The organism is Paracoccus beibuensis, from assembly GCF_026162625.1.
Classification (GTDB): Bacteria; Pseudomonadota; Alphaproteobacteria; order Rhodobacterales; family Rhodobacteraceae; genus Paracoccus; species Paracoccus beibuensis.
In genome coordinates, this window is record NZ_JAOTBD010000044.1 from 1 (window position 1) to 21,963 (window position 21,963).

Annotated in this window: 26 protein-coding genes and 1 tRNA gene; 16 read left to right on the forward strand and 11 right to left on the reverse strand. The window is 66.7% G+C overall.

Translation table 11 applies throughout. The features are described from left to right. The 4 genes from OC159_RS17700 to OC159_RS17715 form a co-directional block, all read left to right on the forward strand. On the forward strand, nt 1-573 hold a 573-nt coding region (locus OC159_RS17700), incomplete at its 5' end, for a hypothetical protein (RefSeq protein ID WP_265502523.1). Nucleotides 574-676: 103 nt separating this feature from the next. Then, a complete protein-coding gene (locus tag OC159_RS17705; RefSeq protein WP_265502524.1) occupies nt 677-844 on the forward strand; it encodes a hypothetical protein in 168 nt (55 codons plus the stop codon). Nucleotides 845-938: 94 nt separating this feature from the next. After that, nucleotides 939-1,724 carry a hypothetical protein gene (locus OC159_RS17710; RefSeq protein WP_265502525.1) on the forward strand — a complete coding sequence of 262 codons (786 nt, stop codon included), beginning with the start codon at nt 939-941 and terminating at the stop codon, nt 1,722-1,724. A 67-nt stretch (nt 1,725-1,791) separates the two neighbouring features. Beyond that, on the forward strand, nt 1,792-1,941 hold the full coding sequence (locus OC159_RS17715) for a hypothetical protein (RefSeq protein ID WP_265502526.1): 150 nt from the start codon (nt 1,792-1,794) through the stop codon (nt 1,939-1,941). A gap of 11 nt (nt 1,942-1,952) precedes the next feature. Here OC159_RS17715 and OC159_RS17720 read toward each other — a convergent pair. The 4 genes from OC159_RS17720 to pdxH all read right to left on the reverse strand — a co-directional run bounded on the left by OC159_RS17720 (nt 1,953) and on the right by pdxH (nt 3,915). Next, a tRNA-Pro gene (locus OC159_RS17720) sits at nt 1,953-2,029 on the reverse strand. A 40-nt stretch (nt 2,030-2,069) separates the two neighbouring features. Next, nucleotides 2,070-2,597: a DUF192 domain-containing protein gene (locus tag OC159_RS17725; RefSeq protein WP_265502527.1), complete on the reverse strand. Its 528-nt coding sequence runs from the start codon at nt 2,595-2,597 to the stop codon at nt 2,070-2,072. Next, complete coding sequence (locus tag OC159_RS17730) at nt 2,584-3,162, reverse strand: cold-shock protein (protein WP_265502528.1); 579 nt, start codon at nt 3,160-3,162, stop codon at nt 2,584-2,586. Before OC159_RS17730 ends, OC159_RS17725 begins: the two co-directional genes overlap by 14 nt. A 138-nt stretch (nt 3,163-3,300) precedes the next feature. Next, nucleotides 3,301-3,915, reverse strand: a complete 615-nt coding sequence (gene pdxH, locus OC159_RS17735) for a pyridoxamine 5'-phosphate oxidase (RefSeq protein ID WP_265502529.1) — start codon at nt 3,913-3,915, stop codon at nt 3,301-3,303. 78 nt (nt 3,916-3,993) lie between these two features. Between pdxH and fabI the strand changes: the two genes are divergently transcribed. From fabI to OC159_RS17755, 4 genes are all read left to right on the forward strand, one after another. Then, complete coding sequence (gene fabI, locus OC159_RS17740; RefSeq protein WP_265502530.1) at nt 3,994-4,821, forward strand: enoyl-ACP reductase FabI; 828 nt, start codon at nt 3,994-3,996, stop codon at nt 4,819-4,821. A 27-nt stretch (nt 4,822-4,848) separates the two neighbouring features. After that, nucleotides 4,849-5,460, forward strand: coding sequence for a LysE family translocator (locus tag OC159_RS17745; RefSeq protein ID WP_265502531.1), 612 nt, complete (start codon nt 4,849-4,851; stop codon nt 5,458-5,460). 13 nt (nt 5,461-5,473) lie between these two features. After that, nucleotides 5,474-5,974: a xanthine phosphoribosyltransferase gene (gpt, locus tag OC159_RS17750; protein WP_265502532.1), complete on the forward strand. Its 501-nt coding sequence runs from the start codon at nt 5,474-5,476 to the stop codon at nt 5,972-5,974. 129 nt (nt 5,975-6,103) lie between these two features. Beyond that, nucleotides 6,104-6,913 (forward strand): PRC-barrel domain-containing protein, encoded by an 810-nt coding sequence (locus OC159_RS17755; protein ID WP_265502533.1) that lies wholly within the window; start codon nt 6,104-6,106, stop codon nt 6,911-6,913. Between the two features lie 52 nt (nt 6,914-6,965). Here the strand turns inward: OC159_RS17755 and trpE are convergent, their stop codons facing one another. From trpE to OC159_RS17775, 4 genes are read right to left on the reverse strand one after another with little or no spacing between them, the layout of a single operon-like run. Then, nucleotides 6,966-8,471, reverse strand: coding sequence for an anthranilate synthase component I (gene trpE / locus OC159_RS17760; RefSeq protein WP_265502534.1), 1,506 nt, complete (start codon nt 8,469-8,471; stop codon nt 6,966-6,968). Continuing rightward, nucleotides 8,471-10,408 (reverse strand): peptidylprolyl isomerase, encoded by a 1,938-nt coding sequence (locus OC159_RS17765; RefSeq protein WP_265502535.1) that lies wholly within the window; start codon nt 10,406-10,408, stop codon nt 8,471-8,473. Before OC159_RS17765 ends, trpE begins: the two co-directional genes overlap by 1 nt. A 36-nt stretch (nt 10,409-10,444) precedes the next feature. Further along, entirely contained in the window at nt 10,445-11,650 is a 1,206-nt protein-coding gene (locus OC159_RS17770) for an aminotransferase (protein ID WP_265502536.1), read from the reverse strand. A gap of 1 nt (nt 11,651) precedes the next feature. After that, the gene (locus OC159_RS17775) at nt 11,652-12,362 is read right to left on the reverse strand and encodes a hypothetical protein (RefSeq protein WP_265502537.1); all 711 of its coding nucleotides are present in this window, start codon (nt 12,360-12,362) and stop codon (nt 11,652-11,654) included. Nucleotides 12,363-12,503: 141 nt separating this feature from the next. Here OC159_RS17775 and OC159_RS17780 point away from each other — a divergent pair, with 141 nt between their 5' ends. The 7 genes from OC159_RS17780 (at nt 12,504) to lexA (ending at nt 18,044) form a co-directional block, all read left to right on the forward strand. After that, a complete protein-coding gene (locus OC159_RS17780) occupies nt 12,504-13,094 on the forward strand; it encodes an anthranilate synthase component II (RefSeq protein ID WP_265502538.1) in 591 nt (196 codons plus the stop codon). Next, the gene (trpD, locus tag OC159_RS17785; protein WP_265502539.1) at nt 13,091-14,113 is read left to right on the forward strand and encodes an anthranilate phosphoribosyltransferase; all 1,023 of its coding nucleotides are present in this window, start codon (nt 13,091-13,093) and stop codon (nt 14,111-14,113) included. The genes OC159_RS17780 and trpD overlap by 4 nt, the downstream gene beginning before the upstream one ends. Continuing rightward, nucleotides 14,110-14,745 carry a uracil-DNA glycosylase gene (locus tag OC159_RS17790; protein WP_265502540.1) on the forward strand — a complete coding sequence of 212 codons (636 nt, stop codon included), beginning with the start codon at nt 14,110-14,112 and terminating at the stop codon, nt 14,743-14,745. The genes trpD and OC159_RS17790 overlap by 4 nt, the downstream gene beginning before the upstream one ends. Nucleotides 14,746-14,793: 48 nt before the next feature. Next, nucleotides 14,794-15,585: an indole-3-glycerol phosphate synthase TrpC gene (gene trpC, locus OC159_RS17795; protein WP_265502541.1), complete on the forward strand. Its 792-nt coding sequence runs from the start codon at nt 14,794-14,796 to the stop codon at nt 15,583-15,585. Continuing rightward, nucleotides 15,582-16,055, forward strand: coding sequence for a cyclic pyranopterin monophosphate synthase MoaC (gene moaC, locus OC159_RS17800; protein WP_265502542.1), 474 nt, complete (start codon nt 15,582-15,584; stop codon nt 16,053-16,055). Before trpC ends, moaC begins: the two co-directional genes overlap by 4 nt. Continuing rightward, nucleotides 16,052-17,230 carry a molybdopterin molybdotransferase MoeA gene (locus OC159_RS17805; RefSeq protein WP_265502543.1) on the forward strand — a complete coding sequence of 393 codons (1,179 nt, stop codon included), beginning with the start codon at nt 16,052-16,054 and terminating at the stop codon, nt 17,228-17,230. The genes moaC and OC159_RS17805 overlap by 4 nt, the downstream gene beginning before the upstream one ends. A 97-nt stretch (nt 17,231-17,327) precedes the next feature. Further along, the gene (gene lexA / locus OC159_RS17810) at nt 17,328-18,044 is read left to right on the forward strand and encodes a transcriptional repressor LexA (RefSeq protein ID WP_265502544.1); all 717 of its coding nucleotides are present in this window, start codon (nt 17,328-17,330) and stop codon (nt 18,042-18,044) included. 31 nt (nt 18,045-18,075) lie between these two features. Here lexA and hemC read toward each other — a convergent pair whose 3' ends face one another. Further along, entirely contained in the window at nt 18,076-19,014 is a 939-nt protein-coding gene (gene hemC, locus OC159_RS17815; RefSeq protein WP_407674151.1) for a hydroxymethylbilane synthase, read from the reverse strand. 73 nt (nt 19,015-19,087) lie between these two features. On the opposite strand from hemC, the gene hemE reads away from it, so the two are divergent. Beyond that, the gene (gene hemE, locus OC159_RS17820; RefSeq protein WP_265502545.1) at nt 19,088-20,116 is read left to right on the forward strand and encodes a uroporphyrinogen decarboxylase; all 1,029 of its coding nucleotides are present in this window, start codon (nt 19,088-19,090) and stop codon (nt 20,114-20,116) included. Nucleotides 20,117-20,561: 445 nt separating this feature from the next. Here the strand turns inward: hemE and OC159_RS17825 are convergent, their stop codons facing one another. Further along, a complete protein-coding gene (locus OC159_RS17825; RefSeq protein WP_322626744.1) occupies nt 20,562-21,329 on the reverse strand; it encodes a transposase in 768 nt (255 codons plus the stop codon). A gap of 22 nt (nt 21,330-21,351) precedes the next feature. Beyond that, nucleotides 21,352-21,759: a helix-turn-helix domain-containing protein gene (locus OC159_RS17830; RefSeq protein ID WP_265502548.1), complete on the reverse strand. Its 408-nt coding sequence runs from the start codon at nt 21,757-21,759 to the stop codon at nt 21,352-21,354. Between the last annotated feature and the right edge of the window lie 204 nt (nt 21,760-21,963).

Genomic DNA, 21,963 nt, shown 5'->3' on the forward strand with positions numbered 1-21,963 from the left:
ATTCTGCTTCATGGCGTGATCTCCCTGGCGTTGCCGCCGCCGGTCGGACGGGTGAGTGTCCACCTGCAGATCACGCCGCCAGCCAATTTCCACCAGGTCCGAGACACAACCCCGTCAGGCCACATCGACGGGCTAGCGGATCACATTGCGGCGGCAAACCCTGATATCGTTTCCATGCTGATCGCCGCCCTCACCACCGCCCGCGCCGAGGGGGCTGCGATTTGGAAGAGGCTCTTTAGGCGGCGGCTGAAAAGGCGGAATTCCACCGTGACCACGCCGGTCGCGATTAGGACGGAGAATACTACTGCGGCGAGGAAGCGGCTATCTGGGGCGGCAGCATTGCCGAGGGTATCTTCCAAGATATCCGCGCCCTTCGCCGCAATGGAGGAGCGTGAGATGGACCGCGATAAATCGGCAGCGATCTTAGTCGCAATTCTTGTTCTCATGGCCGTCAACTTCTGGATAAGCCTAGAACGGCTGCAAGAGAAGAGCGGTACGACCGCTGCCATCGAGAGCCTGATGAGAACGCTCGAAATAGTTGATGCTTCCCGCAACGGCAGGAGCACCCCATGACCTGCCCCTGCTGCCATCAGCCCCGCCCGCTTGTCGCCACACCCGAGGGGCGCCCGTGCTGCGCAGGGTGCGCGGTGCCGAAGCCGAAGGAGGGGAAGGAGTGATGGGACGCCGCGCCACCTTCACCGAAGCCCAGATGCGCCGCGCCGTGAAGGTCGGGCGCGAGATCGACCCGCAGTCGGTTATCGAGGTGACGCTAGACGGCACGCATACTGCCCCCGAGCCGAAACAGGCGGCTCGCAACGAAGTGGACAATTGGTTCGAGAAATGACGCGCGTCGTGTTGCGAGGCATCAACAAGGTCAAGAAGCGCATGGCTGACGGCACCGTGCGGGAGCATCACTATGTCGGCCGGGGCAAGGGGCGGTGAAGTTCTGGGACAGCGCCAGCGCCATCCGCTTGGGGTCGCCTGAGTACACCGCGGCGTTTTCGGCCGCCAGTAAGACAGGCACCGCCTCGCAGGGCAAATTCCGCTCAATCATCCTGCACTTCCTCGACCGCCAGGACTTCGCTCAACTCGCGCCACGCACACAAGTGGACATGCGGCGGTCGGTCAGCCACCCTGAGAACGGCATCGACGCCAAGTTCGGGGATGCCCCCATCGCCGCGATGGAAGATCCGCGAATCAGGACGCAGGCGCTGGACTGGCGCGACAAGATCGGCGGGAAAGTCGGCGACGACCGGCTCCGCCACCTGCAGAGAATCATCGGCTTCGCGCATGATAGGGGCCGGATCAGGGCGCACCAGCTGCAGAACGTCAAAGGCATCTACAAGAGCCAGCGGGCCGAGATATTCTGGATGCCCGAAGAGGTGGAGCGGTTCGAGGCAGGCGCGCCGGCACACGTCTGGCGCATCCTGGCAATCGCGCTGGAGACGGGCCTGCGCCCCGGCGACCTGAGCCGCCTCGCGCCCGAGCATATCCATTGCACGCCACGGGCGCCGCGTCGTGACGTGGACGCAGAAACGCAAGCGACTGGCGTCGATCCCGGTCACGGAGCGCACGGCCGCGCTTATAGATGCTACGCCGGAAGGACAGTCACGGCTGATGGTGAACAAGGCGGGTCAGCCCTATTAGCACGAGAACTATCTGGGAGATGCAGTCAGCGAGTGGCGGGACAAGCTAAAGGTCCGCTCGGACCTTCGCCTCTATGACGCTCGGGGCACCGCTGCGACACGACTGCTGGAAGCTGGGACTGACCTCAAGGAGATCGCTACGCACATGGGCTGGTCATTGAAGCACGCGGCAGAGGTGATCGAACGCTACGTCGCCCTCTCACCGGCGATGTCTGACGGCCTTGTAGAGAAGCTGATGCAGGCCGAACGGCGGACAAAGCTGCAAACCACGGTGCAAACCGTAGAGGGTAAATGAGGACTAAGTAGTGGTCGGGGCGAGAGGATTCGAACCTCCGGCCTACGGTACCCAAAACCGTCGCGCTACCAGGCTGCGCTACGCCCCGACGTGGTCGCTTTAGCCCATCGTTGCGGCCGTGAAAAGAGCTAGGCGCAGGGCCAGGACGCTTCTTTGTCGTCAATTGCAGGATAACCGATGCGCTGACCCGGTTCCAGACCGAGCCGCGCCGCCTCGCCGCCTGCAATCTCCAGCACCATCAGCCGTTCCGGAGCCGGATCGCCGACGGCGGCGCCGGGGATCGGCGTCTCGTCCAGCGGGGTCGCGTTGCGGTGGATGTGGCGGATGACGCCGGTGGCGTCGATGAAGACCATGTCCAGCGGGATCAGGGTGTTGCGCATCCAGAAGCTGACCGGCTGCGGGCTTTCGTAAATGAAGAGCATCCCCTGCCCGGCCGGCAGGTCGGTCCTGAACATCAGCCCACGGGCACGGCTTTCAGGCGTATCGACAACCTCGACATCGAAGGACAGGGCAGTGCTCTCGGCGACCCTGACCAGCAGCCGGTTGGCCTCGCACTGGGCCGCGGGCCCCGCGAACGAGGCGTCCTGCGCAAGGGCGGCGCCCTGGACGATGCAGGTGGCAAGCGCGAGGGCGCAGGCAATCCTACTCGGCAACATGCGCCACAATGTCGCCGTCATCGTCGGGCAGTTCATCCGACCGCGGCGGCAGGGCGTTGTCCCAGGCCGAGATCTGCGCCGCCATCAGGCCGCGTGGCCCTTCGACAACGCGGATGCAGACTGCTTCACCGATGGCAAGGTCAGCAAAACCGGAATGGCGCAGAACCTCGATATGAATAAACACATCCTCGGAATGACCGAAGATGTTGGCGAAACCGAAGCCCTTGGACTTGTCGAACCACTTCACCCGCGCAGGCCGCAGCGGCAGGCTGTCGAGATGCTCGATGATCTCGATGTCGAGATCGGCGATGGGCGGCTGGCCGTCTGAAGCCGGCGGCTCGATGGACACCACCTCGGCCGCCTGGACGCCGCGTCGGGTCTCCTGCACCAGAACGCTTACGCGAGACTGGTCAGCCACCGAACTGCGGCCGAAATTGCGCAGCACATTGGCATGCAGCAGGATATCAGTTCCGCCGTTGTCATCCAGGATGAAGCCATAGCCCTTGGTCGGGTCAAACCACTTGACCAACCCGTTTGCGAGCTTGAGGCCACCATCGTCAGTCATCGCAATCTCATGTTCGTTCATCTTTACCAGCCGGGGGACACTAGAATGGCCCCAAGGCGACTACAATACAGCACCTTACGTCGTTCAAGGAAACCCGCAACAGAACCAATCTCTGCCCCGTGATGCGTTTCGTCAAGGTCAAGGAGCAAGACGGGCGATTTGCCACCGATCCGCGCCGTCACGCGTCCACACGAACCGGTCATGCAGCCGGAACGCTCCGTCGGCCCAGAATTCGATCTGGCTCGGCCTGATCCGGAACCCGCCCCAGAACGGCGGGCGCCTGGGACGTGTTCCTTGCTGCAGACCGACCCGGGCAACCTCGGCCACCAGGGCGTTGCGGCTGGAAAGCGGCTGCGACTGGCCGGAGGCCCACGCGCCAAGGCGGCTTTGCAAGGCGCGGCTGTCGTAATACGCGTCGGCCTGCGGACCCTCTTCGCGCGACACCGTGCCCCGGACGCGGATCTGCCGGCGAAGCGACTTCCAGTGCATCACGAAGGCTGCCTTGCCGCTGGACGCGATCTGCCGGCCCTTCGCGCTGTCGTAGTTGGTGTAGAACACGAATGACCCGTCGGCGCCCTGCCCGTCGATGTCCTTCAGCAGGACCATGCGAACGTCGGGCAGACCGTCCTCGTCCACCGTGGCCAGGGCGATGGCATTGGGATCGTTCGGCTCTTGCTGCTTGGCTTCGTCCAGCCACGACCGGACGATGTCGAACGGGTCGTCGCCCGCGAAGATACCAGCCCGATCGATCATTGCGGCTTCCTTGTGCTTGATGCGGCATGACAGTTGGCCTAACACCGCTCAAAGGGTTGAAACCGCGAGGGACGGCACATGTCAAGCGAGCAAAAATCAGGGCTGATGGCCGGCAGGCGGGGTCTCATCATGGGGCTGGCCAACGACAAGTCGATTGCCTGGGGCATCGCGAAGGCGCTGGCGGCCGAAGGGGCGGAACTGGCGTTCAGTTACCAGGGCGAGGCGCTGAAGAAGCGGGTCGATCCACTGGCGGCGCAGCTCGGCTCGACCACGGTTCTGCCCTGCGACGTGTCGGACGAGACGTCCATCGACGCACTCTTCGCTGCACTGGGCGCGCAGTGGGACGGGATCGACTTCATCGTCCACGCCATCGGCTTTTCCGACAAGGAGCAGCTGCGCGGCCGCTATGCCGAAACAACGCGCGACAACTTCCTGATGACGATGGACATTTCAGTCTATTCCTTCACCGCCGTCGCGCGCCGCGCGGCCGCGATGATGAAGAATGGCGGGTCGATGCTGACGCTGACCTATTACGGCGCCGAACGGGTCATGCCGCATTACAACGTGATGGGCGTCGCCAAGGCCGCACTGGAAGCCAGCGTGCGTTACCTGGCCGAAGACTTCGGCAAGGACGGCATCCGCGTCAACGCGATCAGCGCCGGGCCGATCAAGACGCTGGCGGCCAGCGGTATCGGCGACTTCCGCTACATCATGAAGTGGAACGAACTGAACTCTCCGCTGCGCCGAAATGTCACCCAAGAGGATGTGGGGAACTCGGCGCTTTATCTGCTGTCGCGTCTCGGCGCCGGCGTCACCGGAGAGACCCATCACGTCGATGCGGGCTATCACGTGGTCGGCATGAAGGCGGTCGACGCGCCCGACATCGCGACCGTCAAGAAGGACTGAGGCCGAGGTGCTCTACGCGACAGGACGATGATCGGGATCACGGCCGAGCAACTGGGCGTCTTCGTCGCCACCCTGGCGGTGGCGATTTTGTCGCCGGGGCCCGGGGTCATTGCGGTCAGCCAGGGCGCCTTTGCGCTGGGGCGAAGGCGCGCGCTGACCTATGGCTGGGGCCTCGCCATCGGTGCGTCGGCCTGGTGCCTCTTTGCACTGCTGGGGCTGACGGCGCTGTTCCGCGTAGCCCCCTGGACGCTGGTCCTGATGAAGGTGCTGGGCGGCCTCTACCTGGTCTGGGTTGGCAGCAAGCTATGGCGTCACGCGGCCGATCCCCTGCCGGACCCTGCGAAAGGGCGCGGCATGACGATGCTGTCAGGCCTGGCGCTGAACCTCTCGAACCCCAAGCCGGCGCTTTTTTATTCGGCGGTGCTGCTGTCGATCTTCCCCGCCCGGCTGGGGCTGGCGGATAAGGGGGCAATCTACGCTGTGGCCTTGTCGGTCGAACTGTTCTTCTATACCGGACTGGCCAGCCTGATGGCGCTTCCGATCCTGCGGCGGCGCTATTATGCAGCGAAATTCTGGATTGACCGGGCGGCCGGGCTTGCGATTGCGGCCCTTGGTGCATCCCTGGTCCTGCGGCCTTGAAGGAGACCTGACCGTGAACGACCGCCTGCCCCACGAAAAGGGCTTTCACGTCAGCTGGGATCAGCTGCATCGCGATGCGCGTGCGCTGGCCTGGCGTCTGGATGGAACCGAATGGCGCGCCGTCGTCGCCGTTACCCGCGGTGGCCTGGTGCCGGCGATGATCGTCGCGAGAGAGCTGGATATCCGAACCATCGACACGATCTCGATCCGGTCCTACAAAGGCGTTGCCTCTGAGGCCGGCCAAGGTCAGCTGGAGGTCCTGAAGCGGCCTGATGCCGAGTTGATGCGCGACGGCGAGGGTATCCTTGTGGTGGACGACCTGGTGGATTCCGGTCGCACGCTGGAACTGATCCGGGAGATGTATCCCAAGGCGCACCTCGCCACCGTCTATGCCAAGCCCAAGGGCAAGCCGATGGTCGCCTCGTATGTGACCGAGGTCAGCCAGGACACCTGGATCTTCTTCCCTTGGGACATGGCGCTGCAATACGTGCAGCCGTTCCGCGGCGAGGACTGACATTTCACGACGGGTTGATGAAGTTCCGGCATCCGCCCGTTGCAAAGGCGGAACCCGAAGCGCCGCATGCGCATTGTGCATCCAATCGCGGGGTGCACGACCATCCTGCGTCACACACAGGAGAAAGACATGCGCAAGCTTCTTTTGACCACTGCCTTCGCCCTGCCCGTCGCGTTTGCCGCCCAGGCCCAGGACGCTGCCACCGATCCGGCGACCGGCGCCGACACCATGGGCACCGCCCCGATGGCGACAGAGCCGACCACCGATCCCGCGGCCGAAATGCCGGCAACCGAGATGGAAGCCACGGATGATGGCGCTGCCGCTGCGTCGGCCGCTGAAAAGGTCGAACAGCAGCAGGCCGCGAACGAATGGCGCGTGGACTGGATCACCGGCACGACCGTTACATCGCCCACCGATGAGAACATCGGCTCGATCAGCGACCTCATCGTTGACGGCGATACCGGCGAGATGAAGGCCGCGATCATCGGCGTCGGCGGTTTCCTCGGAATTGGCGAAAAGCAGATTGCGCTACCGTGGGAAGAGCTGACCGTGAACTCGGACGCGCAGGAGATCACGTCGGACCTGACGCAAGAAGAGGCTGAAGCCGCCCCGGAATACGTCTTCCGCGAGCAGGAGCAGCCGGCAGGCGACATGATGACCGATCCCGCCGCCGGCACGGCCGACCCCGCGGCAGATCCGATGGCCACTGGCGGCATGGGCACCACCGCGCCTGCCATGGACCCGGCAGCCGAGCCGGCCGCGACCGAGGTCATGGAAGAGCCGGCCGACAGCGGTGCCATGGAAACCCAGCCGATGGACACCGAGCCCATGGAAGTGGAGCCCATGGAAACCGAGACCATGGAGACCGAGCCTGCCGAAACCGAGGTCATCGAGACCGAGCCGGCGGACAGCACCACCGAGACTGCGCCGGCGAACTGATCCTTCGACCCATCACGAAAGGGCGGCCCATGGGCCGCCCTTTTTCGTGCGCTCAACCGTTGCCGCGAACGAAGCGCGCCGCGCCTTCTGCCGCACGCTGCAAGGCGCGGCTCTTGTTCACGGTTTCCTGGAACTCGGCCTCGGGGTCGCTGTCATAGACGACCCCCCCGCCCGCTTGGATATAGAGCGCCTGGTCCTTGACCACACCCGTGCGCAGGGCGATGCACATGTCCATCTCGCCGTTCGCAGCGAAGTAGCCGACGGCGCCGCCATAAACGCCACGCTTTTCCGGCTCCAGCTCGTCGATGATCTCCATCGCACGGACCTTGGGCGCGCCGGAAACGGTGCCCGCCGGCAGGCCGGCCAGCAGCGCCGACAGCGCGTCCTCACCCTCGCGCAGCTCTCCGACGACGTTCGAGACGATGTGCATCACGTGGCTATAGCGTTCGATCACGAACTTCTCGGTCGGCCGCACGGTGCCGGGCCTGGCCACGCGGCCGACGTCGTTGCGGCCCAGGTCCAGCAGCATCAGGTGTTCGGCCAGCTCTTTCTGGTCCGACAGCAGGTCAGCCTCGAGCGCGCGGTCCTCGGCTTCGTCGGCGCCGCGGGCTCGGGTGCCGGCAATGGGGCGGATCGTGACCTCTCCGTCGCGCAGGCGCACCAGGATCTCGGGGCTCGCCCCGACGATCTGGAAGGCGCCCATGTTCAGGAAGAACATGAAGGGCGACGGGTTGGTGCGCCGCAGGCTGCGGTAAAGCGCGAAGGGCGGCAGCGGAAAGTCCATCCGCCAGCGCTGGCTTGGCACGACCTGGAAGATGTCGCCCGCGCGAATGTAATCCTTGGCCTTTTCTATCGCGGCCAGGTAATCCGGCTTGGCGAAGTTCGACACGGGCACGCCGATCTGGGCCTCGTCGCCCAGAGCGCGCGGCTCTGACGGTTGCCGGTCCAGCGACCGCAGCGCGTCCATGACACGCTCGGCGGCGCGGGCATAGGCGGCGCGGGCAGTGTCGCCACCGTTGTGCCAGGCGGGGGCACACAGCGTCACCTCGCCCTTCACCCCGTCCAGCACGGCCACGACCGAAGGTCGCATCAGCATTGCATCGGGCAGGTTCAGCGGGTCGGGGTTCACGTGGGGCAGGTTCTCGACCAGCCGGATCATGTCATAGCCCAGATAGCCGAAAAGGCCCGCCGCGACAGGCGGCACGCCGTCCGGCATTGTCTCGATCCGGCTTTCGGCGATCAGCGCGCGCAGACTGTCCAGCGCCGGGCGGGGGTCGTCCTCGAAATCGGGCGCAAAGCGCGCGTGCCGGTTGATCCGCGCGCGTCCGTCGCGACAGTCCCAGACAAGGTCGGGCTTCATCCCGACGATGGAATAGCGCCCCCGAACCTCGCCCCCGGTCACGGATTCCAGCATGAAGCTCTGGGGCGCGGCCTCGGCCAGCTTCAGCATCAGGCTAACCGGCGTGTCCAGGTCGGCCGCCAGCCGGATCGTCACCAGCTGGTTGCGGCCGGCCTTCCATTCGGCTTCGAAGGCGTCAAAATCCGGCGTCAGCTGCATCACTGCACTTGTGCGTTGATGGCGTTGATCGCCTGCTGGTTCAGCTGCAGTTCGGCGCCGCGCTGGATGTGGCGGGTGTAATAGTCGAAGATGTCGGCCTGGATCGACTGGTCCAGCCGCGCCTGCACCGCCTGCCGAATCGGACCGGCATTCTCGGTCTCTAGGTCGGCATCATTGATCGCATCGAGGCGCAGCACGAAGACCCGGTCGCCGGCATCGACCACGTCGACCTCTCCGGGCTCGGACAGTTCGAAGGCTTGCGACAGCAGCTGCGGCGGCAGACCGTCCATCCAGTCGCTGCGCGACAGATCCTCCTCGGTCGTCCACTGCTGTTCCGGCGCGACGACCGGCTGGGGCGCGGCAGGCTGCCGCCCCGGATTGGCGACCGTGCCGTTCGCCCCGGCGGTCGAGACTTCGGGCACCGGCGCCGTTTCGGCCACGGCGGCCACGCGCTGCTCGGCCGCAAGGGCCAGCAGCTGGCGCTGCACCTCGGCCTTGCGCCAGTCGGCCAGGACGTCGTCGCGCACGCTCTCGAACGGCATCAGCGTCGGCGGGACCGTCTCGTCCAGCCGCAGCGCGAAGACGCCGCCGTCTGCCAGTTCGAACAGCTGCGGGAAGTCGCTGGTCTGGATCTCGGCCGCGCGTTCGCGGAACGCCTCGTACCCCTCGATGCCGCCTTCGGTCGGCGTTCCCTCGGCAGTCCAGTCGATCTGGCCCAGTTCCAGCTCGGTTTCCCCGGCAAGATCCTCCAGCGTGGCCCCGCCTGCCAGCAGGTCTTCGTAATCGGCCGCGCGGTCCTGGATCATCCGGGAAGCGGCGCTCAGCGCCGCCTCAGCGCGCAGGTCGTCGCGCGCCTCCTCGAAGGACACGTCGACCGGGTCGAGGATCGCGTTGACGGAAAACAGCGCCGGGCCGAGGTCGGTCTGGATCGGCCCGACGACGCCCGGCTGTTCCAGCGCGAAGACCTCGGACGCGGCGGCACCCAGGTCGGCCGCGGTGACCTCGCCCAGGTCGACGTCCTCCGGCGTCAGGCCGCGTTCGATCACGACCGCCTCGAACGGCTTTTCGCCGGCGTCGATCTGCGCGCGCGCGGCCTGGGCCCCTTCGGCATCCGGGAAGACCAGGCGGCTGACCAGCCGACGCTCGGGCTGCTGGAACTCGGCGATGTTCTGGTCATAGACGGCGCGCAGCGCGGCCTCGTCCAACTGCACGTCCGAGGAGAGCATGTTGGGCGTTGCCCAGGCATAGCTGATGCGGCGCTTTTCAGGTGCGGTGAAGCGATCGCCATTGGCTTCGTGCCAGGCGCGCAGGGTGTCCTCGTCAGGCTCGGCCACGGGCGCGGGCAGGTCGTCCTCGGTCAGTTCGCGCCAACTGAAGTCGCGGGTCTCCAGCAGCCAGCGGGTTGTGAGGTCGACCATCGGCTCGGGCGTCTGCACGCCGCCGGCAACGGCGCGCTGCAGCAGCAGGCGGGCCTCGTCGGCGCGGACATCGGCTTCGAACTCGGCCTCGGTCAAGCGTTCGCGACGCAGGATTTCACCATAGGCGGTGCGGTCGAAGCTGCCGTTCGGGCCGCTGAACGCGTCGGCCTGCATGATCGTCTGCGCGACTTGCGCGTCACCCACGGATACGCCGATGCGGCGTGCCTGTTCGGCCAGTGCCGCGGCGGCGATCAGCCGCGCCTGCACCGCCTGCGGCAGACCCATCTGCTGCGCCTGCTGCATGGTGATCTGCTGGCCGGCCTGCTGCGAGAACGCCCGCATTTCCTGCTGCAGCGAGCGCGCATAATCGTCGGCGCTGATCGAGGTCTCGCCCACCGAGGCGACCTCGCTGGTGCCACCCGAGAAGCTGGTGACACCAAAGCCCCCCAGCCCCAGCACCATCAGACCCATCAGGATCCAGACGATGGACGATTTGCCCTTGGTTCGCAGCTGTGACATGGCGCGGCCTTCCTCGTGGTCGTGTCGTTGCCGTCTTTAGGACGACGCAGGCCGCGCCACAAGTGGATCAGGCCGCAGGTCCCTCAGCCGCGCCGCCAGCACCGCGATTCCCGCGGCATCGACGTTGGCAAAGGCCACCCTCAGGTGGCGGGCCCCCGTCGGATCGTCGGCGGGCGAGAACATCGTGCCGGGCAAGGCCAGCACGCCGATGTCGCGCACCATCCGCCGCGCAAGACCGGCCGAGCTTTCCGCGAACGGATGTTCGACCCAGGCAAAATAGGCCCCGACGCTCTTCAGCCGCCAGCCCGGCAGGGCGCCAAGTGCGGAAGCCGTCGCGGCGCGGCGGGACAGGATCTCGGCCCGTTCGCCGGCCAGCCATTGCCGCAGGTGGGTCATGCCCCAGACTGCGCCGATCTGCCCCAGCTGCGATGCCGAGATGGACACAGTGTCGAGGAACTTCTCGACCTCGGCCAGCCGCGCCTCTCCGGCGACGATCGCGCCGACGCGGTGGCCGGTCAGGCGGAAGGCCTTGGAGAAACTATAGAGCTGGATCAGCGTCCGATCCCAGTCCGGCCGCGTCAAGAGATCGTGCGGCGCGGCGTCGCGGCTGTCGAAGTCGCGATAGGTCTCGTCCACGACCAGCGCCAGCCCGTGCTCCTGTGCAAGGTCGAAGAAGCGGCTCATCAGTTCGGCCGGATATTCCGCGCCCGAGGGGTTGTTCGGCGTCACGAGCACGATGGCCCGCGTCCGCGGCCCGATCAGCGCGCGCGCCCGGTCGGGGTCCGGCAGCATGCTGTCGCCGCAGGGCAGCGTCACCGTCTGGACGCCCGACATGTCCAGCCACATCTTGTGATTGAAGTACCAGGGGGTCGGGACGATGACCTGGTCACCCGGCCCCGCCAGGGTCGACATGGCGGCACAGAAGGCTTGGTTGCAGCCTTGCGTGATCGCCACCTGCCCCGCCGAGACAGGTCCGCCATATGAGGCCGAGAACTCGGCCGCCACCGCATCCCGCAGATCACCATTGCCAAGAACCGAGCCATAGAGATGCGCCTCGGGGCGCATCATCGCCGCATCGGCGATGGCTTGGCGCAGCCCCTCGGGCGGCGGGTCGACCGGCGCGGCCTGGCTGACGTTGATCAGCGGCCGGTCGGCGGGAAAGGTGACACCGGACAGCCAGCGCCGCGCCTCCATGACCGGGGGTGCGAAGGTGGCTGCGATGGCGGGGTTCAGGGGATGCATGTCAGTCGCGCTCCAAACGGCGGATGTCGGTCAGGTCGGGCGGCAGGGACAGGTCCAGCGCAGGGCTGGGCAGGCGCGGGGCGCCCTCGGGGCTTGCCGCAGCCTCGGGGGCAACATGGGGCAGCGCATCCTGCGCCACGTCGGGCGCCGGGGCCGACAAGGTCGCGGGCGCGTCCCGCGGCACCGACCTGGACGACGGCGAAGGCAGCGTCAGCGCCGGCGCATCCTCGCCGGACTGTGGCAGCGCGGGGCCTCGGGTATCGGCTTCGGTTTCGGGTCGCACGGGATCGCCCGTCGCGATCGGCGGCACCGTGCCCGCGTCCTGCGTCGGCGCGGCCGGCGGCTCGGCCAGTTCGGCACGTGGCGCGGCACCGCCCGGGACCGGCAGCACGGGGAGAAGGTCGCCGGCACGCCCGAACTCCGATCCGGCTGGAAGGTCCAGCGTTTCCGGCTCGGGGGCGGTGCCGACGCTGGCCGTTTCGCCGGGTGCGGACGGCAGAGGCGCAGCATCCGCGGGCGCCAAGGCGGGCACGTCCGGCTGCGCCTCCACAGGCTCCGGTTCGACCGCCGGCGCGGGATCAGTCGGCGCCTCGTCGACGGCTGGCACCGGTTCGGGCTGCCTGGGCAGCGGCGCCAGCAGGGACAGGCCCGCCAGCGCGGCCACGCTCAGCAGCCCGCCATGCACCAACCCCGCCAGAAATCCACGTGCCATCCGACCCTCGAGCTGCCATGCTATCGTCCCGGCCGGTCTTGACCCCCGGTCGCGCTTTGGCCCATCTATAGCGGACGCATTTGCGGGGGGAAACCGCCCCTTCAACTCGCCGCCTCAACCGCCATGCCTCAAGGTGCCCCGATGATCCTTCTGATCGACAACTACGACAGCTTCACCTGGAACCTCGTGCATTACATGGGCGAGGCGGGGGCCGAGGTCGTCGTGCGCCGCAACGACCAGATCTCGGTCGACGAGGCGCTGGACATGGGCGCGGACGGCATCGTCATCTCGCCGGGGCCCTGCGATCCGGCGCAGGCGGGCATCTGCCTCGACCTGATCCGCGCAGCATCCGACCGGGCGCTGCCGATGCTGGGCGTCTGCCTTGGCCACCAGGCCATCGGCGAAGCGTTCGGCGGTCGGATCGTGCGCGCGGGACGCATCCTGCACGGAAAGGTCGACGCCATCAGCCATGACGGGACGGGCGTGTTCGCGGGCCTGCCCTCGCCCCTGAACGCCACGCGCTATCATTCCCTGACGGTCGAACCGGAAAGCCTGCCCGACTGCCTGCGCGTCACCGCGACCTCGGGCGACGGCACGATCATGGGGCTGGTCCACCGCGACCTGCCCATCGAGGGGGTCCAGTTCCACCCCGAATCCATCGCGTCCGAACACGGACACGAGATGATCCGCAGCTTTCTGTCGCGCTGCACGCCGCACAGGGACGCCGCATGACCACCGACATCCGGCCGCTGATCGGCCTTGCCGCCACCCGCCCCCTGACCGGCCCCGAAGCCGAGGCCGCATTCTCGGCCCTCTTCGACGGGGCGGCGACACCCGCGCAGATCGGCGGGCTGCTGATGGCGCTACGCGTCCGCGGCGAAACCGTGCAGGAGATAGCCGCCGCCGCCCGCGCCATGCGCGCCCGCATGAACCGCGTGCGTGCCCCGGAAGGCGCGATGGACATCGTCGGCACGGGTGGCGACGGCAAGGGCACGCTGAACATCTCGACCGCAACGGCCTTCGTTGTGGCCGGGGCCGGGGTGCCGGTCGCCAAGCACGGCAACCGCAACCTGTCGTCGAAATCCGGTGCGGCCGATGCGCTGGTGCAAATGGGCATCAACGTTATGGGCGGCCCGGCGGTGGCGCAGCAGGCGCTGGACCGTGCGGGCATCTGCTTCATGATGGCGCCGATGCACCACCCCGCCATGCGCCATGTCGGCCCGCCCCGGGCCGAACTTGGCACGCGCACGGTCTTTAACCTGCTGGGTCCGCTGACGAACCCCGCCGCCGTCCGCCGTCAGCTGACCGGTGCCTTCAGCGCCGACTGGATCCGCCCCATGGCCGAGGTTCTGCGCGACCTGGGTTCTGACGCGGCGTGGCTGGTGCATGGCGGCGACGGCACGGACGAGCTGTCGATTGCCGCCGAAAGCCATGTCGCCGCGTTGCATGACGGCCAGATCACCGAATTCACCGTCTCGCCCGAGGATGCGGGCCTGCCCCGCCACCCGTTCGAGGCCATCGTCGGAGGGGAGCCGTCGCACAACGCGGCCGCCTTCCGCGCGCTTCTGGACGGCACCGCCGGGGCCTATCGGGACGCCGTGCTGCTGAATTCGGCGGCCGCGCTCCTCGTGGCCGGCAAGGTCACGGATCTGCGCGACGGTGCGGCACTGGCGGCCGAATCAATCGACAGCGGCGCTGCCAAGGCCCGGCTGGCGCAGCTGGCGCAAGTCACAGGGGCACCCGAAGTGTGAAGCCGCCCATTGCCTGGGCTGGCTTGCCCTTCTTCCGCGACGACTGGCCGCTGATCCGCGACCGCCTGGCGGGCACCGCCTTTCTGCCCGGCCCGGACCGCGTCTTCGCCGCGTTGGAGGCCACGCCGCCGGAAGCCGTTCGCGTCGTCATCCTGGGTCAGGACCCCTACCCGACGCCGGGCCACGCCAATGGGTTGGCGTTTTCCGTCACGCCCGAAACGCCTCTGCCGCGGTCGCTGAAGAACATCTTCCAGGAACTCCGGGACGACATCGGATCCGTCCCGGTCACCGGCGACCTGTCGCATTGGGCGCATCAGGGCGTTCTTTTGCTGAACAGCGCGCTCTCGGTCATTCCCGGTCAGGCCGGCGCCCACGCCTCGTGGGGGTGGAGCCGCCTTGCCCGCGCCGCCGTGGCCGAAGCGCAGCGCCACCATCCGCTGGCGTTCCTTCTGTGGGGCAATCACGCGCAAAAGACGCTGGCGGGCCTGCCCCGCCCGCAGGATCTGCTGATCGCAACGGCCCATCCGTCGCCACTGTCGGCGCGCCGGGGGTTCTTCGGCAGCCGTCCGTTCAGCCGTATCAACAACTGGCTGGTGGCCCAGGGGCAGGCGCCGATCGACTGGTCCGGCTGAACGCACTGGCCCCTTTCCCCAAGGGGCGCATCGGGATAAAACGCTGCCATGGATATTTTGGAAAAGATCAAGGCCTACAAGCTGGAAGAGATCGCGGCCGCCATGGCCGCCTGCCCGCTGGCCGATGTCGAGGCTGCCGCGCGCGAGGCGTCGGCACCCCGTGGCTTTGCCCGCGCGCTCGACCGCGCCGCCGCCACCGGTCCCGCCCTGATCGCCGAGATCAAGAAGGCGAGCCCGTCCAAGGGCTTGATCCGGCCGGACTTCGACCCGCCCGCCTTGGCCCGCGCCTATGCCGAAGGCGGCGCGGCCTGCCTTTCGGTCCTGACCGACGGGCCAAGTTTTCAGGGCGCGCCGGACTATCTGGTGGCCGCTCGCGAGGCCTGCGACCTCCCGGCGCTGCGCAAGGATTTCCTCCACGATACCTATCAGGTCACCGAGGCACGGGCCTGGGGTGCCGATTGCATCCTGATCATCATGGCCTCGGTCGACGACGTTCTCGCGGCCGAGCTGGAAGACGCAGCGACCCATTGGGGCATGGATGCCCTGATCGAGGTCCACGATGCCGCCGAGTTGGACCGGGCGCTGCGCCTGAAGTCGCCGCTGATCGGTATAAACAACCGCAATCTCAGGACGTTCGAGGTTACACTTGACGTAACGCGCGAACTTGCGCCGCGCATTCCGACGGGGCGCCATGTCGTCTGCGAAAGCGGGCTGTTCAGTGCCGGGGACCTGAAGCAGATGATGGATTGCGGCGCCTGCCGCTTCCTGATCGGTGAAAGCCTGATGCGGCAGGCCGATGTCAGCGCCGCCACGCGCACCATCCTGGACGTAGCTGCATGAGCCTCACGCATTTCGATCAGTCCGGCCAGGCGCATATGGTCGACGTCTCGGGCAAGGCCGAGACGATGCGGGAAGCCGTGGCCACTGGTTGCGTCATCATGACGGCGCCGACGCTGGAACTGGCGCAGGGCGGCGCCGCGAAGGGCGACGTGCTGGGGGTCGCCCGGCTGGCGGGGATCATGGGGGCGAAGCGCACGGCCGACCTGATCCCGCTCTGCCACCCGCTGCCGATCAGCAAGGTCGCGCTCGACCTGTTCCCCGACCCGGCCCTGCCCGGCATCCGCGTCACGGCCACCGTCCGCACGACAGGCCGCACCGGGGTCGAGATGGAGGCACTGACCGCCGTCACCACCGCCTGCCTCACGATCTACGACATGCTGAAGGCGGCGGAAAAAACCATGGAGATAAGTGGCATTCGCCTTCTGCGCAAGGACGGCGGCAAGTCCGGCCTCTACGAGGCGCAGCCTTGATCTCGGTCCATGAGGCGCTGGCCAAGGTCCTGTCCCTGGCCGCTGCCCCGCTTGGGGAGACCGTGCCGCTTGCACAGGCCAATGGGCGCGTCCTGATCCAACCTGCCGCATCGCGTCTGACGCAGCCGCCCTTCGATGCCTCGGCCATGGATGGGTATGCCACCAGACTGCGGGACCTTCCGGGACCGCTGCGGGTCATCGGCACCAGCGCCGCGGGACATCCGTGGTCCGGTACCTCCGCCGCAGGGACGGCGGTCCGGATCTTTACCGGCGCGCAAGTGCCTGCCGGCTATGATCATGTCGAGCTTCAGGAAAATGTCACGGTCGACGGCGAGTTCGTGACCATCGAGAAAACATCGTCCGGCCGGAATATCCGCACCCGGGGGAACGATTTTGCGGAAGGTGACATCGTCGCCGCCGGACGGCTCCTCGGGGCGGCCGACATCGGCCTTCTGGCAGCGATGAACCTCCCCGAGGTCACGGTCGCCCGCCGCCCTCGCGTCGCCATCCTAGCCGGTGGCGACGAACTAGTCCCACCGGGAAGCCCTGTCGCCGACGGGCAGATCGTCAGTTCGAACGATCTTGCCATCGCGGCGCTGGCAAGCGACGCGGGCGCCATCGTCGATATCCTTCCGATCGCCGCGGATACCGAAGACAGCCTGCGGCAGAGATTCGGCGCGGCACGAGACGCCGACCTGATCGTGACCATAGGCGGGGCGTCAGTCGGGGATCACGATCTGGTCGCCAAGGTCGCGGCCGAGTTGGGGCTGGACCGAGCGTTCTACAAGATTGCCATGCGGCCGGGAAAGCCGCTGATGGCCGGCAAGCTTGCAGACGCCGCCATGATCGGCCTTCCAGGAAACCCCGTGTCCGCAATGGTTTGCGCGATCTTGTTCATGCAACCTCTCATCCGCCGGATGCAGGGGCTATCGGCCACGGATCGCCTTTCGCGCGGCGTCGTGGCGCACGACCTGCCGGTCGAGGGACCGCGCCAGCATTATCTGCGCGCGGCGCTGGATGCTGGCGATCAGCTTCCTGTCGTCCGGCCCTTTGCTGACCAGGATTCGGCGCGGCTTTCGCTGATGGCGCAGGCTGACGCGCTGCTGGTTCGACCTCCGAACGATCCGGCGCTCCCGGCAGGCTCGACGGTCGACTTCATCCCGCTTCGCCGCTGACAATTAACCGTTTTTTCATTGTTCGATGCGCTGATGATTGACGTGATTCCGGCGGCGGGCTAGAACAATGAACGAACATTTGCGCAAAGGGCGGGACATGCTGACAAGAAAGCAGATCGAACTGCTGGGGTTCATCCAGAAGCGGATGATGCGGGACGGGGTCCCGCCCTCGTTCGACGAGATGAAGGACGCGCTGGACCTCCGGTCGAAGTCCGGAATTCATCGCTTGGTGACCGCGCTGGAAGAGCGGGGCTTCATCCGCCGCCTGCCCCATCGCGCCCGCGCGTTGGAGGTTCTTCGCCTGCCCGACGCCCTGGCCCACCTGGCGGAGCCACCGAAGGAGGAGGCCAAGCCTGCCTTCACCCCTCGCGTCATCACGAACCAGCGACCTGCGCGACCGCGCGGCGCGCTGACGGTCGTCGACAGCCCGGCCGTGCAGCTTCCCCTGATGGGACGGATTGCTGCCGGCGTGCCGATCGAAGCCATCTCCGAGGTGTCGCATCACGTGGCCGTTCCCGGCACGATGCTCTCGGGCCGAGAGCATCACTACGCGCTCGAGGTCACGGGTGACTCGATGATCGAAGCCGGGATCAACGACGGCGACGTCGTCGTCATCCGAGAGCAGGACACGGCAGAGAACGGCGACATCGTCGTGGCGCTGGTCGACGATCAGGAGGCGACCCTGAAGCACTATCGCCGCAAGGGCTCGATGGTCGCTCTCGAAGCGGCCAATCCCGCTTACGAAACGCGCCTGCTGCCCGAGGATCGGGTGCGGATCCAAGGGCGTCTTGTCGGGTTGATCCGAAGCTACTGACAGGCGGACCCCCGATTTGGGCGCCCCTCGATCAGACGTCCATGAATCCCGGACCGGCGCGGGCAAGCAGCTCCTGCGCCAGGTCATCCCCCATGGCGGACCCGTCGGCGACAGCGCCTTCGCGCATCGCGGCGACAACCGCACTGCCATCCGGACGCAGGATCTCGCCTCGCAAGGTCAGCGTGTTACCGCTGATTTCGGCGAGGCCTGCAATCGGGGTCTGGCACGACCCGTCCAGCCGCGCCAGGAACGCGCGCTCTGCCAGGATGCGATGCTGCGTCTCTGAGTCATTGATCGCCGCGAGCAAGGTCTCGACAACCCGATCGTCCTGCCGCCGTTCGATGCCGATGGCACCCTGCGCCACGGCAGGAAGCATCTCGGCCGGGTCGATCGCACTTCGGGCGACGTCGGCCATGTTCAACCGATTGAGGCCGGCCATCGCAAGAAACGTCGCGACCGCCACACCGTCATCCAGCTTGCGCATTCGCGTCTGGACGTTTCCCCTGAACTCGACCAGCTGCAGGTCCGGCCGGCGATGCGCCAGTTGCGCCCGACGCCGCAGGCTGGATGAGCCGACGACCGCCCCCTGCGGCAGTTCCGCAATAGATCCAACATGCGGGCTGACGAACGCATCCCGCACGTCCTCTCGCGGCAGAAAACAGTCAATGACCAGCCTGTCCGGCTGCAGCGTGGGCATGTCCTTCATGGAATGCACGGCGATGTCGATCACCCCTTCGGCCAACGCTTCCTCGATCTCGCGAGTAAACAGCCCCTTGCCGCCGATCTCCTTCAGTGGCCGGTCCGTTACGCGGTCGCCTGTCGTCTTGATCGCGACGATCTGGAAGGCGTCGGCAGGCAGGGAGTGGGCGGCCATCAGCCGGTCTCGCGTCTCGTGGGCCTGGGCTAGCGCAAGGACCGATCCGCGGGTTCCGATCCGCAACGGGCGGGATGTGTCGGGCATCTGTTTCATGGCCCTCGCATAGCGGCCAGGCGTGCGCTTGACAACGTCTGTCGCCTCGCCTTCAAGGGGCGCAGGAGGTGTCATGACCAAACTTCTGCTGCGTGCCCTGGCGGGCGAAACATTGCCGATCCCGCCAATCTGGATGATGCGACAGGCTGGTCGCTACCTGCCCGAGTACCGTGCCACCCGTGCACAGGCCGGCGACTTCCTGTCGCTGTGCTACAACCCGGAACTCGCTGCCGAGGTCACGCTTCAGCCGATCCGGCGCTATGGCTTCGACGCGGCGATTTTGTTCGCAGACATCCTTCTGGTGCCGCAGGCGCTCGGGGCGGACCTGTGGTTCGTCACCGGCGAAGGACCCCGGCTGTCGACGATCACCTCTGCCGCCGACATGGCGCGGTTGAAGCCCGCCGACCAGATCGACGAGCGGCTGTCGCCGGTCTACCAGACGCTACGGATCCTCTCGGCCGAGCTGCCGCGGGAAACGACGCTGATCGGATTTGCCGGCGCGCCCTGGACCGTCGCGACCTACATGGTCGCCGGCCGCGGCACGAAGGATCAGGGTCCGGCACATGCACTGAAGGACAGCGACCGCGAGACCTTCACGCGGCTGATCGACCTGATCACCGACGCGACGATCCACTACCTGTCGCGGCAGATCGAGGCGGGGGCCGAGGTCGTCAAGCTGTTCGACAGCTGGGCGGGCAGCCTGCAAGGGGACGACTTCGACGACTTCGCTCTAGCGCCCGCGCGCAGGATCATCGGCGCGTTGAAAGAGCGTCACCCCACGGTGCCGATCATCGCCTTCCCGCGCGAGGCAGGCGGCCGATACGCCGGATTTGCCAGGGCCACCGGGGCCGATTGCGTGGCATTGGACAACTCGGTCCCCGCCGATTGGGCAGCCGAGCATGTTCAGATTGACGGCTGCGTCCAAGGCAACCTCGACCCGCGTCACATGGTCACCGGCGGGCGGGAACTGGTCGCCGAGGCGCAAAGGATCACGCGTGCCTTCTCGAACGGCCCGCACATCTTCAACCTCGGCCACGGCATCACGCCCGATGCCGATCCGGACAATGTCGCGCGCATGATAGACGCCGTACGCAGCGCATAGCTGCATCATCACAGGTGCTTGCACAAGAACCCGCCCGACCGCCCAGTTCGTGGCACGATCCCTCCTGCTCGAGCTTCGGGACGGGAGGCGCGATGCTGATCTCTCATCACGAGCAGGCAAAGAAACCACATTTCTTCGCCGTGATCTCGGCAAGCGTGGGACCGGCCTTGCAAGGTGGCAGCGCTCAACGGCAGTGGCCCAAAGGTCCGACATTGCCATTGCTGGAACAACGGCTCGATACCTCAGCTGCCCGACGCACAAGCCTATCGACGCTCGCGCCGGGCAGGACAAGCCGCAGCGAGGCGCGGGGCCCTGCTGCTGGAGGATCTTCCTGTCGGTGCTTGCGGGAACGTCTCGTGCCTGTGCCTGAACCGCTGCCCGCCCGGCGCTGCCTCGAGCAGCGTGCGCCCTGTAGATCATAGCATCCCGGCTTGCGCCTTCGGTCTCATACCGACGGCCCGAAGCATTGACCGCGCTCGCGTATTCGCACGTCGTAGTTGATCCGGGGGGTCATTTGCAAAGGCGTTCCATGCGGCGCAGAATCGGTCGACGATGTCGTCGTAGGTGTCGAATACGGCGATGACACGATGGTTCGCCCGCAAATAGGCTCAGATGTCTCGACCGGGTTCAGCTCTGGCGCGTAGGGCGGGAGCGTCTCAATGGTGATGTTGTCGGGGATGCGCAGAGCGCTGGAGCCATGCCATCCGGCGGTCATCACGAGCACCGCGTGAGCGCCTGGCGCAACGGCTTGCGCGATATCGGCCAGGTGGGCGTTCATGGCGGAGGTGTCGGCCCGGGGCATGACCGGTGCTGCGGTCGTGGCGCGTGGCCCGCGCAGACGGCGCCGAAGATATAGGCCCATTTGTAGCGGGTGTCGCGTGGCGCGCGCGGGCGGGCGGGCTCCACGGTCCGCCCAAGTCGGGGTGAGCGTCCCCTGCTGACCCGCGCGTGCTTCATCTTGAAACCAGAGGCTTGCCACGTGCCGCCTCCGGCAGGTTGGCCCTACCGTAGCGGCAAACCTTTCTTGAATGTCTCTTGCGCCAACGGAACTCGGGGTGCTGGGGACGCGGCGAAAGCCGAGGGCCGCCAGCTGCTTGCCAACCGTCCGCTTGCGCATGATCACGCCAAGGCGGTCCTTGATCTTGCGCTGGAGATCGGCGCAGCGCCAGCGCACGACCCCATCGGCCTTAAGCTCAGGCCCTTCACGGACCATCCGGGCCAGCTCTGCCTTCTGCTCAGTGTTCAGGGGCGGCGTCCCACCAATACCGGTTCGACAGATCCGCAATTCCCTCGGCGCTGTGGCGATGAACCCAATCGCGCAGGGTCCGCCGATCCATGCCGCAGACCTCCGCAGCCGTCCTGCGATCCGTCCCGTCCAGAACAACAGCGATCGCCAGCCGTGCCGCCTTTGCACCCCTTCTGCGCGCCGCTGTCGCCCGAAGCTCACTTGCCGACATATCTGTTCGGGTGTTCTCAACTGCGAGCAAAGCCCCCAGCCCTTGATGGCCAAGATCCAGATTTTCAGGCCGAGGGAATTCCCGCGAGTCGGAAATAAAGGCTGCTGGTATTGCACAAACGGGTCGGTCCATGTCCGCATTGACATGCAGAACCCGCCGCAGATGCCAGACGAGGTCGGTGATCATGTCCGGTTGTAGCCATCGACTCTGACACGGTCGGCCACATGCTGGCCGACAACGTCCTAGCCGAGCGACTGGAGGATCGGGAAAGGGCTATGCCTGAAAATGGGTGATGCGGCCTGAGAAGGCGGCGTATCGAGGCGGGTGTCAAAGCCTGCCAGAACCTCCAAAGGGAGCGATACGCCATGAAAGACGATACCGACATCATCC